We start from the raw sequence: 17,270 nt of genomic DNA on the forward strand, positions 1-17,270 counted from the left end.
TGTCTGGAAACCGGAAGACTATTGCATTAGATTAATTGTCTAAAATATATCAGAAATCGCGCACAAGGCCGCACCCGCTTGGCGTGCACGATTCCCTCCCGAACATCGCGCTCCGGCGCATTACAATTGGTGCAACTCTTCAGGGGACACTGCCATGCGACTTCGCGCCACCTTCCGCACCACCCTCGTGTCCTGCCTGCTTTCCCTGGCCATCGTGCCGGCCGCCCATGCCGAGCAGCTCGTCAAGATCGGCACGGCGTCGCCGCTTTCCGGTCCGGGCGCGCACCAGGGCAAGGACATCGAAAACGGCGCCCGCATGGCGATCGACGACCTCAACGCCAAGGGCATCGCCATCGGCGGGCAGAAAATAAAATGGGTCTTGCAGCCCGAGGACGACGCCAGCGATCCGAGGACGGGCACGGCGGTGGCGCAAAAGCTGGTCGATGCGAAGGTGGCGGCCGTGGTGGGCCACCTGAACTCGGGGCCGACGGTACCGGCTTCGAAAATCTATGCCAACGCCGGCATTCCCCAGATTTCGCCGGCCGCCACCACGCCGCTCTACACGAACCAGGGTTTCAAGACCGCGTTCCGGGTCGTGGCCAACGATAACCTGGTCGGCAGCACGCTGGCCAAGTATGCGATCGGCACCCTGAAGGCAAAAAAGATCGCGGTGATCGACGACCGCACGGCCTTCGGCCAGGGCCTCGCCGACGAATTCGTCAAGAACGTCAAGCGCGCCGGGCCTGCGGGCGCGGCCATCGTCAGCCGTCAGTTCACCAACGACAAGGCCACCGATTTCAACGCCATCCTGACCCAGATCCGGGCGCGCGACCCGGACGTGATTTTTTATGGCGGCATGGATGCCGTGGCCGGCCCCATGCTCAAGCAGATGAAGGCGCTCGGGCTGCGCGCCAAACTCGTCGCCGGCGACGGCATCTGCTCGGAAAAGCTGCCGCTGCTGGCGGGCGATGCACTGGGCGACGACAAGGTATTCTGTGTGGTGGCCGGCGGCGTCGGCGCTGCACAGGAAGCGGGCCTGAATGCTTTCAACGAGCGCTACCGCCAGCGCTACAAGATGCCGGTCCAGACCTATGCGCCGTATGCCTACGATGCCGTGATGGTGTTCGCGGCCGCGATGCAAAAGGCAGATTCCGTCGAGCCGGCGCGTTTCCTGCCGGCCCTGGCCCAGATCCGGTATGAGGGCATCACCGGCGCCATCGCCTTCGACCCCAAGGGCGACCTGCGCAATGCGGCGCTGACCTTGTACACCTATCGGCAGGGCAAGAAGACCAAGCTGCAGGTGCTGCGCTGAATAAACTGGGCCGATGGCCCTGGAATGCCGGCCCGGGCAGATCCTGGCATGCCCCGGCCGATTCCCTTACACTGCAGATCGGTATAAAAATCAGGCATCGTTTCACTGAAATATAGAAAGACCCAGCATGGCGGACGCCTCCGGTTCCAAGAAAAACGACATCGAACGACGTATCCAGGAAGGTGAAAGCCAGTCCAAATTCGCCCATCGCGTGATCGAGGAAATGATCATCACGCTGGAGTTGCCGCCAGGTAGCCGCATCTCCGAACAATCCTTGAGCGCGGAACTGGGCATCGGCCGCACACCGGTACGCGAGGCGCTGCAGCGCCTGGCCTATGAACGCACGATCCGGATTCAGCCGCGTTCGGGCGCCGTCGTGTCGGAAATCGATTTTACCGAGCACTTCAAGCTGATCGAATTACGCAGGGAAATCGAACGCATCCTCGTCAGGCGTGCCGCGCGATTGGCGGACCCTATTTCGATTAGGAAATTCCTCGATTTAAGCGAGCGTTTTTCGAGAGCAAATGCCGATAACGATGCGGCGCTGTTCATCAGCGCGGACGGCGAGTTCAATGCCCTGCTCGCACAGACCGCTGACAATGCGTATGCGACGGCGGCAATGGCGCCCTTGCAGGCGCAAACCAGGCGCCTCTGGTATTTGCACTACAGGGAGTTCGGAGACGTGGCCAAGGTATCGACGCTGCATGCCGACATCGCAAGGGCGATTGCCAATAAAAACGAAGAGCAGGCGCGCCAGACGTCGGATGCGCTGCTCGACTACGTTGAAGACTATACCTATCAAACCATCACTGCATTGAAAAACACCCCGCCGGAACTCTGGCGGGGTGGCAAAAGCAGGTGAGGTCCGGACAGCGATCCCAGCCTGCATCACACCAAACGGACCTACCGTCGCGCGCTCATCAGTTTCATGGCAGGGGGCACCATCATCCCCAGCGTAAACAAGCCGAATCCGGCGGTAGCCAGGCCTTCATTCCCGTCCTGCAGGCCGATATACATCAGCGGTACCGCGATGAGCGCTGTGACACCCGCAAAGATTAACCACATCATTTGTTTAGACATGTCATTTCTCCGTTATGCAACCAGTAGCACGACGACACCGACAATCAGCGCAACCATCACGAATAGTGGAATCGTCACCCGTAACACTTCACCCTCGCGTCCGAGGATGCCTGCCGTGGTCGTCCCCAGCAGTACGTTACCTGGTGCAACCATATTGCCGGCAGCCGCACCGGCCGTCTGCGCACCAAGAATGGCAGAACTCTTCAGTCCGGTCGCGGCCGCTGTAGAGTCTTGGAAAGTACCGAACAGCAGATTGGAGGCCAGGTTGGAAGTCGTCATCAGCGAACCGAGACCACCGACCAGGGGGGCCAGGAAGCCGTAGCCGGTGCCGGCCACCGCTGCCACACCCTGGGCCAGCACATTGACTGCGCCGGAGCCCGCCATGACGTTGGACATGGCGATGAGCGCGATCACGGCAACGGTGGAGGGAATCGCCTTGTCGACCGTGTTGTGCAAGATACGCCCGAATGCACCCCGGCGCATCTGCCCCATGCCGGCAAATGCGACATACCCTACCAGGGCGGCAGCCATCAGGAAGGTCCCGGCGTGCGTCAGCGGTGTGAAGGACAAGAAGCTTGCGGCACGCTCGAAACCCAGGCTGGTCACGGTTGCAGGGAAATCGAGTCCGATCGAGACCCGGTTCAGAAGCTGTTTTACAGGCGCAATCAACAGGACCCCGAAGGTCACCAGGAGCAGGGCGTAGTAAGGAATGAAGGCCTGGTTCAGCGTCATCGGCCTGCCTGGCAAACCTTGCGCTTCCTCTTCCCCATCGGCCCGCGCCGTCCCGGCCGTGACGCCCCGGCCTGCGCGCACCGCATCTTCGAAGATGGGACTGTCTGCCGGTTTTGCCTTCCTGTAGCGTGGCAAGCGGGCAATCACAAACAGGGAGATAAACGCGACGGTGGAGGCGATAAACCCGTTCAGCGTATCGTTCCATTGCGACAGCAGCAGTGTGAGTCCGCCTTGCAGGCCGGACATCACGAGGATGACCGGCAAGCCGTTGCGAATGCCGCGCCAACGGCCATACAGCCAGCAGACCAGGAAGCCGCCCAGCAGATTCAACACCCAGATAAAGACCGAAGCATACAGGGCGGTTTCCAGAGCCAGTGCAGCGCTCATGTTGGTGACTTCCTTCAGTCCCAGCCATGCGACGGCCAGGGTGCCGAAGGTGTTGTTCCATGCGTGCCCGATCAAGGGGATGATGACCGCGTAGAGCGGCCGCACGCCTATGCCAACCAGCAGCGGAGCGCAAACCGCAATCGGAACGCCAAATCCCGTCACGCCTTGCAGGAAGGAGGCAAAAGCCCAACCGAAGGCCAGCACCTGGATCAGCGGATCAGGAAGAATCCGGGTGATTCCCTTGCGTAAAGGTTCGAACGCGCCACCTTCGTGTGTGACCTCATAGATCAGGATGGATGCCCAGACCACATACAACACCGTCACCGCGCTCCATGTCCCCTTGATGCTCTCATAACCGATGACGGCGGCAGACGTATCGAAGAAAAACCACCCCATTGCCACAGCCGCCAGCCAGGACAGGGAGCCCGCTTCGGCGGCTCCCCATTTACGCCACAGCATGAGTACCAGTAAAAACAGCAGCGGGGAAAAAGCGATCAACCAGTTTATTGCAGAGACTGTCATTTTCATGATGTGATCCTTTCAGGTGGTTGATGCAGTGCTTTACCAGCCGACGGCAATACCTTCGCCGCGCGGATCGGCCGCGCCTGACAACAGACCTGTTTGAGGATCAATGCGAATCGCGGCAGCGTGACCCATGAAGTCGCTCCACGCCTCCGTGATTTCTATCTGGTGGCCGCGCGCGCGCAGTCCTGCATACACCTCTTCCGCAAAACGGTTCTCGATGCGCAGGGTCTGGGTTGCATCCCCCCAGGTACGGCCATACAGCCAGCGCGGATTATCGATCGCCGTTTGCACGTCGTGATTGAAATCGACGTAGCGCGTCACCAGCGCAGTGCTCGTTTGTGGCTGGCCTTCGCCACCCATCGTGCCATACACCAGTTCAGGCTTGCCGTTGCGGAACAGCATGCCCGGCATCAGGGTGTGGAAGCAGCGTTTTCCCGGCATCAGCGTATTCACGTGCTGCTCGTCGAGCGAGAAGAACGAACCACGGTTTTGCAGCAGGATGCCGGTTTTTCCGGCAACGAAAGCGGAGCCGAATTCGTGATAAAGACTCTGGATGACCGATGCCGCGTTGCCATGCCGGTCGACGACGACCGTGCACGTCGTGTCCTGGCCCATGGGCTCCGGCTGGTTTTCGATCGTGGTATCGAAACTGATTTGCTTGGCCAGTTCTGCTGCGTATTCTTTCGACAGCAAGCGATCGAGCGGAATGTGACCGGCATCCGCACAGGTCAGGTAGCGATCGCGGTCGCGGAACGCCAGTTTGGTGGCTTCGACCAGCAGGTGGATATACGCAGCACGGTCGTTTTTCAGCGCTGCCACATCGAACCGCTCGAGTATGTTCAGCACCATCAAATGGGCGAAGCCCTGGCTGTTGGGCGGATGCTGGTAGCAGGTGTAGCCGCGATAAGTCGTCGACACCGGCTCGCTCCACGCGCCGCGATGATCGGTCAGGTCCGACGCTTCCCACTCGCCGCCGGCGGCGGCGAGCGAGGCGACGATTTCGTCCCGTACTTCGCCCTCGTAAAAACCAGCGCGGCCCTCGCGGGCAATGGCTTCCATCACGTTGGCCATTCCCGGAAAACGCATGATGTCGCCCGCTTCGGGCGGCCTGCCGTTCGGCATGAACACCTCGCTCGCGGTCGCGTAACGCCCCAGTATTTTCGCCGTATTGCGCGTGAATATCGCTTGTCCTGCCGATACCGGGTAGCCGTCGCGCGCATATTTGATCGCTTGCTCCAGGCATTTGGCCATCGGCAGTTTGCCGAAACGCTCATGCGCCATGCACCATGCATCGACGGTGCCTGGCACCGTTAAGGCCGCATGCGGGCCACGCTGGGGAATGACCGACAAACCGAGTTTCTTGTAGCGCTCGCGTGTGGCGCTTTTTACCGCCCGGCCCGAGCCGTTCAAGGCATGCACCTTGTTGTTTTCAGCGTCGTTGATCAACCAAAAAGAATCGCCGCCCATACCGCTCATGTGTGGGTAGACGATACCCAGGGTCGCGTTGACGGCGATGGCAGCATCGACGGCGCTGCCGCCGTCCTGCAAGACACGCAGTCCGGCTAGCGAAGCAAAGTAGTGCGGAGAGGCAACCATTCCTTCGGTAGCCATGGCAATCGAGCGCGATGTCTTCATGAACCTGTCTCCTTTATTCATTATTGATATATCAGATATAAATTCTGACATGTCAGTTTAGGCGGCTAATTTTCGCAGGTCAATCAAATAGTTTTACGATGCGTAAATACGACAGTGCTCGTGCAGATGCGGCGGAGGCGATGCCGCTGCCGTGCGGGTGGCGGCGAGGAGGGAGACGGGCGGACAGAAGCGGCCAAAGACCTGGATCGTCGCCTGGGCAATGCCAAAAGACGAAAGCGCCGTCCCGGCGGCGCAAGACGGCGCAGAGGCGCCCTTGCAGGGTCTGCGCCAGGCTGGCCCACCGCGGATTACAAGCTCAGTAATCGCGCGAGCAGGGCTGGAGCATGTCCAGTTTCGGGTTGTAGACGGCGGTACTCACGTTCAGCAGGCCGAGCACCGAGTGGAACACGTTGTCGTGCGAGAACTGCTGGGTGGCGCGGGCGGCGAGGCAGTTGGGGTCGATGCTGAAGCGGGAGCGGAAGCCGTCCGACAGCCACAGCATCATCGGTACCTGGCGCTGCTCGGCCGGGGAGAGGATATAGGGCGCGCCGTGCAGGTACATGTTGTGCTCGCCCAGCGACTCGCCGTGATCCGAGAAGTACAGCATGGCCGTGTCGACGCCTTCTCCCGCCTCGGCGCGCAGCAGGTCGAGCGTCTTGCTCAGGAAGTAATCGGTGTACAGGATCGTGTTGTCGTAGGCTGCCACGATGGACTCCTGCGAACAATTTTCGAGCTCGTTGGTCTGGCATACGGGGCCGAACTTGCCGAAGCCCGGCGGGTAGCGCTTCCAGTAGGCCGGCCCGTGGCTGCCTTTCTGGTGCAGCACGATCACCATGTCCTGTTTCGCATTGCGGATCATCTGGGGCAGGTCACGCAGCAGCCGCTCGTCGTAGCATTCCTCGGTATTGCAGAGCGGGTCGTCGGGGCGGGGACGCGCCAGGTCCTCGAAGCGCACGCGGTCGCACACCCCCTTGCAGCCGGAATTGTTGTCGCGCCATAGCACGTCGAAGCCCGCATGCTTGAGCACGTCGAGCAAGCCTTCGTGGCTGCCGGCCTTGTCCGCCGTGTAGTCGCTGCGGGTGAAATGCGAGAACACGCAGGGGACCGAGACCGCCGTCGCCGTCCCGCACGAACTCACGTTGCGGAAATTGATCAGCCCGGCCTGGCGCGCCAGCAGCGGGTTGGTCTCGCGGCGGTAACCGTTCAGGGAGAAATTCATGGCGCGCGCGGTTTCGCCGACGACGATCACGGTGACGGTCTTGCGCTGCGGGCCGGCCGTCCATTTGACGCCCTTGGCGGCGTCGGTGCCGAGCGCGGCGATGACAGTGGGCGTGGCCCATTTGCGTTTCAGGTAGCCATGGGTGGCCTGGAACATGTTGGTCGGGGTCAGCAGGAAGCGCAGTTCGCGGTGCTCGCGCACGGCCGGCGCCAGGGTCTTGAACAGCAGCAGGAGCAGGCCGGCCACGGCCAGCAGCGATACGGCCACGGTGCCGAGCTGGAGCAGCAGGCCACGCCAGGTGGAGGGAAAGCGCAGCGGCAGCCGCCACACCAGCAGCGAGGGCAGGATGCCGAGCAGCGTCACGGTCTGCAGCATCTGCCAGTTCAGCAGCTCATGGGCTTCGCCGACGTCGGTCTCGACCACGTTCTGCACCATCGAGGCATCGATCACGACCCCGTAGTGATTCATGAAGTGCGAAGCGAAGGACGCGCCCAGGAACAGCAGCACCAGCACCGGCTTGATCAGGAACCGGAAATTGACCAGGGTAAGGAATGCGTTAAAAAACAGCACCAGCGCGGCAAAGGCGCCCAGCCAGACGGGCAGGTTCGCGATGCGGGCACCGCCGGTCGCGACGAAAAACGTTTTCCAGAAGCTCAGGTTATAGGCCAGCACCAGGAAGGTGGAGGCCAGCAGTGTCAGTAGCGGCGCACTCAGGCGCGGTAGGGCAGGTAGTTTCACAGGCAACGTTCCGTGTCGAAGCCTCGACACTAACCGCTGCACCGTAAAACCCCCGTCAGCAGCCCGTTAAGTCCTTGTTAACGCTTCGGGAAAGCGGATTTCGATGCAGCTGCCCAAGGTCCGCTCGTGCAGGATCAGCTCGGCGCCGAGGTGGGCGCAGATGCGCTGCACCAGGCCCAGGCCGAGTCCGGTGCCGGACGAGCCGCGCGCCTCGGCCGGCAGCGGCTCGTTGCGCAGGCGGGCACGGGCAGCCGGCGGCAGCCCCGGTCCGGTATCCTCGACGATCACGCTATGGTCTTCGAGCCGCACCGCCACCTGGCCTTGCTCGGTGTACTGGCAGGCGTTGCGGACCAGGTTGCCGATGGCGGCGAGCACCAGTTCGCGCACGCCATGCACGGTGAAGTCGGGGCCGCCGGCATAGCGCAGCACGACCGGCCGGTTCGCCACCAGGTTTTGGTAGCGGGCGACCTCGGCGCCGGCCAGCTCGGCCGCCGACATCGCGCTCCACTCCAGCCGCTCCGGCGAGCGCGCCAGGCGCAGCAGCATCGCGGTGACCTCGCTGGCGTCGCACGCGGCGCGGTAGATCCGCTCGGCCGGCGCGTGCAGCGCCGGATCGTGCCGCGTCTGTTCCAGCAGCAGCTCGGCCGCGCCGGTGATGACGGTCAGCGGCGTGCGCAGCTCATGGCTGACGTCGCCGGTAAAAAAGCGTTCGCGGTCGAGGAACTGGGTCAGCTCCGCCGTGTGGCCGGCGATCGTGCGCGCCAGCAGCCCGAGTTCGTCGGGGCGTTCCTGCAGCGGCAGCTGCGCCTTGCGCGCCTGCACCGCTTCGGCCAGTTCCTCGATCGGGTTGACGATGCGGTTCCCGAGGAAGCGGCCGAGGGTGACGGCAAAGCCCATGAAGCCCAGGAAGGCGACCGCGAACATCGAATACACGACCAGCTCGATCCGTTCGTAGGCGCTGGCATGGTCGACGACGGCGAATTCGCCGGCCGTATCGCGCCCGCGCAGCACGTGCAGGTCGACGCCGTCGACCGTCACTTCATGCACGCCCTGCTGCAGCGCGCGCAGCGATTGCGGGATGCCGGCGCCGTGGTGAAAGCTGAGTCCGGCAGGCATGTCGACCGGCAGGCCGCCGGCATGGCGCGGACCGGCCCAGGCGGCCACTTCCTCGAGGCGCTCGTCGACCAGCCGCACTTCGATCCCTTCGACGGCGAGCGCAGCGATGATGGCGAAGAAGACGGACGAGACGGCGGCAAATGCCAGGTAGGCGACGGTGATGCGCCGCCGCAGCGAATCGGACTTGCTCATCGTCTCATTCGCCCGGCGCCACGAGCTTGTAGCCGATCTTGGCAATCGTTTGCAGCATCGGCTGCGCGAACGGTTTGTCGAGCGCCTGGCGCAGGGCGTGGATGTGCACGCGCAAGGCATCGGTGTCGGGCGGGTTGTCGCCCCACAGCTCGCGTTCGATGCGGTCGCGCGGCACCACTTTCGGGGTTTCCCGCATCAGGAGCTTGAGGATGGTGTAGCCGGTCCGGGTCAGCGTCAGCGGCATGCCGGCGCGCCGGGCCTGGAAGGTTTCGGTGTCGAAGCTGAGCTCGCCCACCGTCAGCACGGCACTGGCGGCGCCGGTGCCGCGCGCGCGGCGCACCAGGGCCTTCAGGCGCACCTCGAGTTCGACCAGCGAGAACGGCTTGACCAGGTAATCGTCGGCGCCGCTGTCGAAGCCGGCCACCTTGTCTGCCAGCGTATCGCGCGCGGTCAGCATCAGCACCGGCGTGTTCTTGCGCAGTTCGCCGCGCAGTTTCTGGCACATCTCGAGCCCGTTCAGGCCCGGCAGCATCACGTCGAGCACGATCGCATCGTAGTCGTGCTCGCTGGCGAGGGCCAGCCCGCCATAGCCGTTCGGCGCCGAATCGAGCACATAGCCCTTCGGTTCGAGGAAGCCATACAGGTTGGCGACGATGTCGGCGTTGTCTTCGATGATGAGTATGCGCATCGGGCCATTATAGAGCGTGGCGTCGGGCGCGGCGCTACCTTGGCGGCGCTCGGGCGGGGCGGGCGGCATGCTCATTTCGGCAACCGGTAACGCTGCTCGCGGTAGAGCAGCGAAGGCAGCATGACGTGGGCCATGGCGCGGTCGACGAGGGCCTGGTCGGGCACGCCGCCGTCCAGCGCCAGCTCGCCGCTGGCCGCATCGTAGCGGCCCTGCAGGGGCGGCTGCTGGGGCCGCAGGATGGTGGCCGACGAGCCTTCCAGCCACGCAAAATAATTATTGAACTGGAGCATGGCCCGTCCCGGCCCGCTGCTGTCGCGGGCGAGGTCGCGGCCGATCATCGGGTGCGTGCTGGACACCCCGAGCAGCGACAGCAGCGTCGGCCCCAGGTCGACCTGGCTGGCGACGGTCTGGATGCGCTTCGGCTCGATGCCGGCGCCGAGGATCAGGCCGGGAATGTGAAACTTCTTGATCGGCACCAGGCTGTCGCCGTAGACCCGGTTGTCGTGGTCGGCCACGATCAGGAACACGGTGTCGCGCCAGTAGGCCTGCTGTTTGGCGGCGCGGATGAATTTGCCGAGCGCGAAGTCCGCGTATTTGACGGCGTTGTTGACGCTTTGCTTGACCGGGTCGTGCAAGTCGATTTTTCCGTCCGGGAACTCAAACGGGTCGTGGTTGGACGAGGTAAAAATCAAGCTGAAGAAGGGCTTGTCCTGGGCGTGCAGCTGGCTCAGGCGTTGCAGGGCCGTATCGAACAGGTCTTCGTCCGAGGCGCCCCAGCTGCCCTCGAAGCGCGGCTGCATGCTTTGGCGGTCGACCACGTTCTGGAAGCCGTTGCCGGTGAAGAAGCGGCGCATGTTGTCGAAGTGGGCTTCGCCGCCATACACGAATTCAGTCTGGTAGCCCTGCTTGCCCAGGCCGAGCGCCAGCGTATAAAAATTCTGCTGCGCCAGCGACAGTTTGACGACGCTGCGCGCCGGGGTCGGGGCGTAGCCGGCGACGACCGCTTCGATGCCGCGCACCGAGCGCGTGCCGGTCGCATACAGCTGCTCGAACCACCAGCCCTCGTGCTTGAGCTTTTCGAGTTCGGGCGTGACGGGCAAGCCGCCCAGCGACTGCACGAAGGTCGCGCCCAGGCTTTCCTCGAGCACGATGACCAGGTTCAGCGGCTTGTTGCGCGGCAGCGCTGCCGGCTGGTGGTGCAGGGTCGGAAGCTCGGGAGACGTGAACTGGTAGCCGCTCAGCCAGGGCGCCGACCTCACCTCGGCCAGGATGTGCTCGCGCGGCATGGTGCCGTAGATTTCCGAGGAACTCGCTTCCTTGCGCAGCGAACCGATCGCATCGAGGACCGACCAGGCCGAATTGATGACCAGCGAATTGACCAGGGCGTCGCCGGAGAGCGCGAACAGGGCAGGGTTGGCGGGCCGGTGCGCCGTGGTCGAGCGGATCTGCATCACCACCACCAGCACCAGCAGCGGCCAGGTGAGCAGCAGCTTCTTGGCCGGCCACATGGTCATGCCGTTCGAGGCGCGCTGGAGCAGGCGATGCAGGCCCAGGGCGAGCAGCACGGTGGCGGCCAGCGTCAGCACCAGCACCAGGCGGTAGCCGTTCCACAGGGTGCCGAATACTTCGACCGGATACGACAGGTATTCGACGAACAGGCGGTTCGGCCGCACGTCGTATTGCAGGATGAACTGGGGCGAGGCCAGTTCCATGAAGCCGATCAGGACCAGGGCAAAGGTCGCCCACCACGCGCTCAGCCTGGCCCACAGGCGCGCGCTCCTCCGGTGCGCGAGGAAGGGCGCGAGCAGCAGGGGGATCACCAGAAAATAGCCGAGCAGGATCAGGTCGGCGCGGATGCCCTGCACGAAGATCTGGTCCAGGACGCCGGCCGCTTGCACCCGCTCGCGCTGCCATGCCACGAGCGCCACGCGCGAGATGGACAGCATCAGCAGCCCCCCCGCCAACAGGTAGCAGAGGTGGAGGTAGGGGCCGGTCCGGTGCCACCAGCGCGGCCGGTCTGGTACGGAAAACAGAGGCGCTCCTGCTGGACGGACGGTTGCGTTCTTCATGTGCTCGATGTACGGTGGGGAAGCGGCCAGTTCGGGCCGCCGAACCGGCGCATTGTAGAGAAGTGCGCGTCTCCGAGCCGTTAAGTTCAGGTTAATTCTACGTTAAGAACGGCTGCTTTCCCGGTGTGGCTATTTTCCTTCTCAACAAGGATTTCACATGTCGACCATTCCATCATGGATCCCATTTGCCCTCGGTTCAGCATTCTTTGCCGCGCTGACGGCGTTCTTCGGCAAGCTCGGTGTCGCCGGCGTGAATTCGAATATGGCGACCCTGATCCGAACGGCGGTGATCGCCGCCGTCACGCTTTCCATCGTGTTGTCCCGTTCGGAATGGCAGCCGCTCGGGTCCATACCGCAGCGCAGCTGGCTATGGCTCGTCTTGTCCGGCGTTGTCAGCGGCTTGTCGTGGCTGTGCTACTACCGGGCGCTCCAGCTCGGCCCCATCAGTGTGGTGGCACCGGTCGACAAACTGAGTGTCGCCATTGCCATATTGCTCGGCGTATTCATCCTTGGCGAGGCCCTGACGTGGCAGGTGGCGACCGGGGCAGGACTGATCATCCTGGGAACGATCGTCATCATTGCCTTCTGACGACCCGGGGCCTGGTTTCGCTCCACCATATTCTGCAGATCAGTTCGGAACTTAACCTCACGCTAACGAAACCATAACGCTTTACACATTGTCTTGCTTACAACATACGCCGTCACTGTTCACTTATCGTGGGAGACAGGCACATGGCTAACGTGGATAAGAACATCAATCAGCATAATGCTGGGTGGTCATTTTCGAATATCAGCGAAGACTTCGACGACCACATCCAGAAGTCGATTCCGCTCTACGAACAGGGCCACGACTTGATATGCCAATACAGTGATTTTTTCCTCAAGCCCGATAGTGTTGTCTATGACATCGGCTGCTCCACAGGCCAGTTCTTGGCCAAGCTCGTCCGGCGCCATCCACAGAAGGCCAATCTGCGCCTGGTCGGCATCGATACCGTCGAGGACATGATCGGCTTTGCAAAAAAGCTGTCAGCCGAGGACCATCGTCTGTCATTTGTTCTTGGCAATGCGCTCGATGTGCAGTTCGACAATTGCGATATGGTCGTTGCCAATTACACGATCCAGTTCCTTCCGCCGCGTGTGCGGCAAACGCTCGTCGATGCGATCTATCAAACGCTGAACTGGGGCGGGGCGTTTTTCATGTTCGAGAAAGTGCGTGCGCCGGACAGCCGCTTCCAGGACTATGCCAGCCAGGTGTATGTCGAGTTCAAGCTTGAAAACGGCTTCAGCGAAGCAGAAATCATCAACAAGGCAAGGAGCATCAAAGGCGTGATGGAGCCGTTTTCGACCCAGGGGAATATCGATATGTTGAACCGGGCAGGCTTCACCGACATCGTCACCTTGCAAAAATACGTCTGTTTCGAAGGATTCCTCGCGATTAAATAAGAAAGCGGAAGGCCACCTTCGGGAGCAAGAATGAACGCCAGCTTGGGAAACTTTTTCTTTCGCTATCGGAACGGTATTGGTCCGGTCGTTTTCCTGGTCGCGATCAGTGCGGGCACGCCAACCTATCCGCTCAACCGTCCCGATCTGAACCTGATGCTCGATCTGGTGGGCGTTTTCGTCGCCCTGCTCGGGCAGATTCTCAGGATTATGACGATTGGCTACGACTACATCGAGCGAGGCGGCAGGAATCGGCAGGTGTATGCCAGCAAGCTGGTGCAGGGCGGAGTCTTTGCGCATTGCCGCAACCCCCTGTACGTCGGCAATATCCTGCTGGCCATTGGTATGTCGATGGTGGTCCACTCGCTTGTTTTCTATCTGACGGTACTGCCCCTGGTGATACTGGCATATCGGTCGATTGTTGCGGCTGAAGAGCGTTTTTTGAGCGAGCAGTTTGGTGACGAGTACGCGCAATACTGCCGGCGCGTCCATCGCTGGATTCCGCGCTGGAAGGGCTGGCGGCATTCGATTGAAAACATGGAATTCAATTGGCGCCGCGTGCTCGTCAAGGAATACAACACCTTGTTCGTCTCGGCACTGGCTCTGGCAGTGGTCAAGATCTGGTCCGACTATCACGTGCAAGGCGCGGCGGTGTTGCCGTCAACCAGCGCGCTTTCTGCCGCATTTGGTCTCTGGCTGGCGGCATATGTTTTCGTACGCTCCCTCAAAAAGTCGGGAGTGATCACGCCCTAGCATGGCATGGCTTTGCAAATACGGTCGGAAAATGGGAGAGGGTGGGCGACCGCGTCCAGGCATTGCTGCCGGGCCAGCGTGCTATGCTCGGCATTTACTTCAGGATACGCCACCGCCATGCAACGCTTCCTTCCCGTCTTCGCCGCCGGCCTGCTCGCCGGCTGTGCCGCCACCCCGGCTCCTGCCGATACGCGCGACCAGTTCATGGCGACGCTGCAAGGCATGTGCGGCCAGCGCTTCGAGGGGGGCCTGGCCTATGCGATCGATCCGAAAAGCGAGTTCGCCGGCAAGAAGATCTCGACCCGGGTCGACTGCAACCCGGCCGGCGTGCGCATGCCGGTGCAGGTCGGCGAGGACCGTTCCCGCACCTGGATCTTCACCCGCCACGCGGCCGGACTGGAACTGCGCCACGACCACCGCCACCCGGACGGCACGCCGGACGCGGTCACCATGTACGGCGGCATGGCGCAGCCGGGCGGCACGGCACGCTCGCAGGCCTTCCTGGCCGACGCCTATACGGCGAAACTGGTTCCCGGCGCCGACACCAACCTCTGGACCGTCAGTCTGAGCGAGGACGGGCAGGTGCTGACCTACCGCCTGGAACGGCATGCCAAGCCGCGCGCGGAGTTCGTCATGCGGCGTATTCCCGGTTAAGCGCGTCGAAAGCGCTGGCTCGCCATCGCAGCAATCCGCGCCAGGCCGCGGCGCCACCATCCTGAAAATGTTGCGTGACGGTCTGTATCGTATAAAATATACAGCGTATATTTAAAGCGGAGGCCGACATGATTACAGGGCATGTGTTCATTGCGACGAGCGTCGATGGCTTTATTGCGCGGGCGGACGGCGATATCGGCTGGCTGCTGGAACGCGACGACCCGACCGAAGATCACGGCTATGCGGATTTCATCATGGACATGGATGCGATTGTGATGGGTCGAGGAAGCTATGAGAAAGCAGTGGCGTCCGACACCTGGCCCTATGATCTGCCGGTCGTCGTCCTGTCGAAGCAGCTGAGCGGCACGCCAGTACCGGATTCGCTACAAGGAAAGGTGCGCTTCTCCAGCCTGAGCCCGGCGCAGACGATGGCGGAACTGGCGCACCAAAACATGCGCAAAGTGTATGTGGATGGCGGGCAGGTGGTGCACTCGTTCCTGCAACATGGGCTGATCGAGGATATGGTGATCACCACGGTGCCGGTCATGATCGGCACCGGCAAATCCTTGTTTGGCACGCTCCCGCACGATATCGGCCTGACCCTCGTTTCGAGCCGCAGCTTTCCGTCAGGATTGGTGCAATCGACCTATCGGGTATCCCGGTGACGCGAGCACGCGGCCGTCCCGCGCAGGGCAAGGGCGTGATGCGCGACGACATCGTGGAGGCGGCGCTGCAACTGCTGGATGAAGGCGGAGGAAAAGGTTTGACGATGCGGGCGCTCGCCGCGCGTTTGAATGTGACCCCGATGAGTCTTTACCACCACGTCGTCGATCGTGCGGGGCTGTTGCTGGCGTTGGCAGAGCGGGTCTACGGCGACGTGCTGGACGTGAACCCCGTACCGGCAAACCCGCGCCTCGAAATCCAGACGCTACTGACCCGTTATCACGATGCGGTAAGCCGGCATCCTCAGCTCACGCTCGAAATTTTTGCCGAACCTAAAGCGTTCGCCGGCGCGGTCCGGCTCATCACTGACCGGCTGACCTCGCTGCTTGCGGCCCTCTCGGCGGATCACCTTCTTTGGCGCGATATCCTCGTCGATCATGCGCACGGCAGTGGCCTGGCGCTCATCTCTGCCGGAGCAAACCAGGAGCACGCGGTTTTGCTACGGGAACAGTACCGGCAAGCCTTGGCGTGCCTGTTGGCGCGGCTCCAGGATTGAGCCCCGCTATTGCGGAGGCAGCGAGTGCGCAAGCGTATGCACAGCCGCTCCAGGTAGCGCCGAATCGCCCCTGAAAACGCTTCGCCCAACAAGCATGCCACCCGAGGGTGGCATGCTTGTTGGTGAGGTCCTGCTGCCGGTCAGGCGCCGGCCAGCCCGCGCAGGGCCACCCCGGTAATGTAGGCGCAGTAGGTGCCGAGCGCATACCCGAGCACGGCCAGCAAGACGCCCACCGGAGCCAGCGCCGGGTGGAAGGCGCTCGCCACCACCGGTGCCGAGGCCGCCGCGCCGACGTTCGCCTGCGAGCCGACCGCCATCATGAACAGCGGTGCGCGGATCAGCTTGGCCATCAGGATCATCAGGCCGCCGTGGAACGCGATCCAGATCAGGCCCAGCAGGAACAGCCACGGGCGGTCGAGCAGGGCGCTCAGGTCCATCTGCATGCCGATCGTGGCAACCAGCACGTAGAGCATCACGGTGCCGATGCGCGAAGCGCCCGCGCCTTCATAGGTGCGCGCCCTGGTAAAACTGAGCAGCAGGCCTGCGGTCGTGGCGATCACGACGATCCAGAAGAAGCCCGAGGTCAGGCTGTAGTCCTGCAGGCGCCACTCGGCGGGCAGGGTCGAGACCCAGCCGACCATCAGTTGCGACAGGAAATGCGACAGGCCGGTCGCGGCGAAGCCGATCCCCAGGATCACCATGATGTCGGTGGTGCTGGGGATGCGCGCATGTTGCGCCTGGTATTGCTCGATGCTGTCGCGCAGGCGGTTCAGCGCCGTCAGGTCGGCGCCGGTCCAGCGGTCGAAGGCGGCGGCGCGGCTGGCCATGAGCAGCAGGATCGCCATCCACAGGTTACCGATCAGCACGTCGACGGCGACGAATTGGCCGAACATGGTGGCGTCCACATTGAACACCTCGCGCATGGCCACCTGGTTGGCGCCGCCCCCGATCCAGGAGCCGGCGATCGTCGTCATGCCGCGCCAGGTTTCGCCGGTCACGGTCTCGGGGTGGATCACCCGCATCGCTTCGAACGCGAACAGGCCGCCCAGCATGATGCCGGCGGTGCCGGTCAGGAACATGATGATCGCTTTCGGCCCCAGACGGACGATCGACTTGAAGTCGATCGCCACGCACAGCAGCACCAGGGAAGCCGGCAGCAGGTAGTCGCGCGCCATCGGATACAGCTTCGAGGCGGTGCCGTCGATCACGCCGAGCGTGTTGAGCAGCGACGGCAGCAGGTAGCACAGCAGCAGGGCCGGCACATAGCTATAGAATTTTTTCCAGAAACCATCCTCGCGCGCGGCGGTCCAGAGGACGGCGCCGAGGATGGCGAACAGCATGCCGAAGATGACGGCATCATTGGTGATCAGGGGGGACGATACAGGGGGCATGCAGGCTCCGGGTTGCGTGCCGCAGCCCTTGCGGGCCCGGCACTGTGCAGCTCGACAGTCGAGAATCCGCGAGTATGGCCGGGCTCATCCGTATCGTCAACGGAATGGCAGCCCTGGCCG

16 protein-coding genes are annotated in these 17,270 nt (G+C 62.7%); 8 read left to right on the forward strand and 8 right to left on the reverse strand.

The annotated features are described in order from the left end of the window. Positions 1 to 154 precede the first annotated feature (154 nt). Together ACFPAH_RS00570 and ACFPAH_RS00575 are read left to right on the forward strand one after the other, a co-directional pair. A complete protein-coding gene (locus ACFPAH_RS00570; RefSeq protein ID WP_379739044.1) occupies positions 155 to 1,312 on the forward strand; it encodes a branched-chain amino acid ABC transporter substrate-binding protein in 1,158 nt (385 codons plus the stop codon). Between the two features lie 127 nt (positions 1,313 to 1,439). Then, positions 1,440 to 2,174 carry a GntR family transcriptional regulator gene (locus ACFPAH_RS00575; RefSeq protein ID WP_379739047.1) on the forward strand — a complete coding sequence of 245 codons (735 nt, stop codon included), beginning with the start codon at positions 1,440 to 1,442 and terminating at the stop codon, positions 2,172 to 2,174. A 41-nt stretch (positions 2,175 to 2,215) separates the two neighbouring features. On the opposite strand, the gene ACFPAH_RS00580 is transcribed toward ACFPAH_RS00575, so the two are convergent. The 7 genes from ACFPAH_RS00580 to ACFPAH_RS00610 all read right to left on the reverse strand — a co-directional run bounded on the left by ACFPAH_RS00580 (position 2,216) and on the right by ACFPAH_RS00610 (position 11,693). Further along, positions 2,216 to 2,392 (reverse strand): hypothetical protein, encoded by a 177-nt coding sequence (locus tag ACFPAH_RS00580; protein WP_379739050.1) that lies wholly within the window; start codon positions 2,390 to 2,392, stop codon positions 2,216 to 2,218. A 12-nt stretch (positions 2,393 to 2,404) separates the two neighbouring features. Further along, positions 2,405 to 4,039: an L-lactate permease gene (locus ACFPAH_RS00585; protein ID WP_379739052.1), complete on the reverse strand. Its 1,635-nt coding sequence runs from the start codon at positions 4,037 to 4,039 to the stop codon at positions 2,405 to 2,407. A 33-nt stretch (positions 4,040 to 4,072) separates the two neighbouring features. Further along, a complete protein-coding gene (gene ggt / locus ACFPAH_RS00590) occupies positions 4,073 to 5,671 on the reverse strand; it encodes a gamma-glutamyltransferase (protein WP_379739055.1) in 1,599 nt (532 codons plus the stop codon). Positions 5,672 to 5,987: 316 nt separating this feature from the next. After that, positions 5,988 to 7,628 (reverse strand): phosphoethanolamine transferase, encoded by a 1,641-nt coding sequence (locus ACFPAH_RS00595; protein WP_379739058.1) that lies wholly within the window; start codon positions 7,626 to 7,628, stop codon positions 5,988 to 5,990. 66 nt (positions 7,629 to 7,694) lie between these two features. After that, positions 7,695 to 8,936, reverse strand: a complete 1,242-nt coding sequence (locus ACFPAH_RS00600) for a sensor histidine kinase (RefSeq protein WP_379739061.1) — start codon at positions 8,934 to 8,936, stop codon at positions 7,695 to 7,697. A 4-nt stretch (positions 8,937 to 8,940) separates the two neighbouring features. Next, on the reverse strand, positions 8,941 to 9,624 hold the full coding sequence (locus tag ACFPAH_RS00605) for a response regulator transcription factor (RefSeq protein WP_379739207.1): 684 nt from the start codon (positions 9,622 to 9,624) through the stop codon (positions 8,941 to 8,943). Positions 9,625 to 9,695: 71 nt separating this feature from the next. Beyond that, complete coding sequence (locus ACFPAH_RS00610) at positions 9,696 to 11,693, reverse strand: LTA synthase family protein (RefSeq protein ID WP_379739065.1); 1,998 nt, start codon at positions 11,691 to 11,693, stop codon at positions 9,696 to 9,698. A 157-nt stretch (positions 11,694 to 11,850) separates the two neighbouring features. On the opposite strand from ACFPAH_RS00610, the gene ACFPAH_RS00615 reads away from it, so the two are divergent. From ACFPAH_RS00615 to ACFPAH_RS00640, 6 genes are all read left to right on the forward strand, one after another. Next, complete coding sequence (locus ACFPAH_RS00615; RefSeq protein WP_379739068.1) at positions 11,851 to 12,282, forward strand: EamA family transporter; 432 nt, start codon at positions 11,851 to 11,853, stop codon at positions 12,280 to 12,282. Positions 12,283 to 12,425: 143 nt separating this feature from the next. Next, positions 12,426 to 13,136 carry a methyltransferase domain-containing protein gene (locus tag ACFPAH_RS00620; RefSeq protein ID WP_379739072.1) on the forward strand — a complete coding sequence of 237 codons (711 nt, stop codon included), beginning with the start codon at positions 12,426 to 12,428 and terminating at the stop codon, positions 13,134 to 13,136. A gap of 30 nt (positions 13,137 to 13,166) precedes the next feature. Further along, positions 13,167 to 13,886, forward strand: coding sequence for a methyltransferase family protein (locus tag ACFPAH_RS00625; RefSeq protein WP_379739075.1), 720 nt, complete (start codon positions 13,167 to 13,169; stop codon positions 13,884 to 13,886). Positions 13,887 to 14,003: 117 nt separating this feature from the next. Then, positions 14,004 to 14,540, forward strand: a complete 537-nt coding sequence (locus tag ACFPAH_RS00630; RefSeq protein ID WP_379739078.1) for a hypothetical protein — start codon at positions 14,004 to 14,006, stop codon at positions 14,538 to 14,540. A gap of 128 nt (positions 14,541 to 14,668) precedes the next feature. After that, positions 14,669 to 15,205 carry a dihydrofolate reductase family protein gene (locus ACFPAH_RS00635; RefSeq protein ID WP_379739081.1) on the forward strand — a complete coding sequence of 179 codons (537 nt, stop codon included), beginning with the start codon at positions 14,669 to 14,671 and terminating at the stop codon, positions 15,203 to 15,205. 38 nt (positions 15,206 to 15,243) lie between these two features. After that, positions 15,244 to 15,759, forward strand: a complete 516-nt coding sequence (locus ACFPAH_RS00640; protein ID WP_379739084.1) for a TetR/AcrR family transcriptional regulator — start codon at positions 15,244 to 15,246, stop codon at positions 15,757 to 15,759. 140 nt (positions 15,760 to 15,899) lie between these two features. Here ACFPAH_RS00640 and ACFPAH_RS00645 read toward each other — a convergent pair whose 3' ends face one another. Next, the gene (locus ACFPAH_RS00645; protein WP_379739087.1) at positions 15,900 to 17,150 is read right to left on the reverse strand and encodes a DUF819 domain-containing protein; all 1,251 of its coding nucleotides are present in this window, start codon (positions 17,148 to 17,150) and stop codon (positions 15,900 to 15,902) included. Positions 17,151 to 17,270 lie beyond the last annotated feature (120 nt).

Origin of the sequence: Massilia sp. GCM10023247 (genome assembly GCF_042653325.1) — a bacterium.
Taxonomy (GTDB): domain Bacteria; phylum Pseudomonadota; class Gammaproteobacteria; order Burkholderiales; family Burkholderiaceae_D; genus Telluria.

Coding starts and splice junctions, on each gene's coding strand:
- ACFPAH_RS00570 (WP_379739044.1), top strand. CDS start 155: ATGCGACTTCGCGCCACCTTCCGCACCACCCTCGTGTCCTGCCTGCTT.
- ACFPAH_RS00575 (WP_379739047.1), top strand. CDS start 1,440: ATGGCGGACGCCTCCGGTTCCAAGAAAAACGACATCGAACGACGTATC.
- ACFPAH_RS00580 (WP_379739050.1), bottom strand. CDS start 2,392: ATGTCTAAACAAATGATGTGGTTAATCTTTGCGGGTGTCACAGCGCTC.
- ACFPAH_RS00585 (WP_379739052.1), bottom strand. CDS start 4,039: ATGAAAATGACAGTCTCTGCAATAAACTGGTTGATCGCTTTTTCCCCG.
- ggt (WP_379739055.1), bottom strand. CDS start 5,671: ATGAAGACATCGCGCTCGATTGCCATGGCTACCGAAGGAATGGTTGCC.
- ACFPAH_RS00600 (WP_379739061.1), bottom strand. CDS start 8,936: ATGAGCAAGTCCGATTCGCTGCGGCGGCGCATCACCGTCGCCTACCTG.
- ACFPAH_RS00605 (WP_379739207.1), bottom strand. CDS start 9,624: ATGCGCATACTCATCATCGAAGACAACGCCGACATCGTCGCCAACCTG.
- ACFPAH_RS00610 (WP_379739065.1), bottom strand. CDS start 11,693: ATGAAGAACGCAACCGTCCGTCCAGCAGGAGCGCCTCTGTTTTCCGTA.
- ACFPAH_RS00615 (WP_379739068.1), top strand. CDS start 11,851: ATGTCGACCATTCCATCATGGATCCCATTTGCCCTCGGTTCAGCATTC.
- ACFPAH_RS00620 (WP_379739072.1), top strand. CDS start 12,426: ATGGCTAACGTGGATAAGAACATCAATCAGCATAATGCTGGGTGGTCA.
- ACFPAH_RS00625 (WP_379739075.1), top strand. CDS start 13,167: ATGAACGCCAGCTTGGGAAACTTTTTCTTTCGCTATCGGAACGGTATT.
- ACFPAH_RS00630 (WP_379739078.1), top strand. CDS start 14,004: ATGCAACGCTTCCTTCCCGTCTTCGCCGCCGGCCTGCTCGCCGGCTGT.
- ACFPAH_RS00635 (WP_379739081.1), top strand. CDS start 14,669: ATGATTACAGGGCATGTGTTCATTGCGACGAGCGTCGATGGCTTTATT.
- ACFPAH_RS00640 (WP_379739084.1), top strand. CDS start 15,244: ATGCGCGACGACATCGTGGAGGCGGCGCTGCAACTGCTGGATGAAGGC.
- ACFPAH_RS00645 (WP_379739087.1), bottom strand. CDS start 17,150: ATGCCCCCTGTATCGTCCCCCCTGATCACCAATGATGCCGTCATCTTC.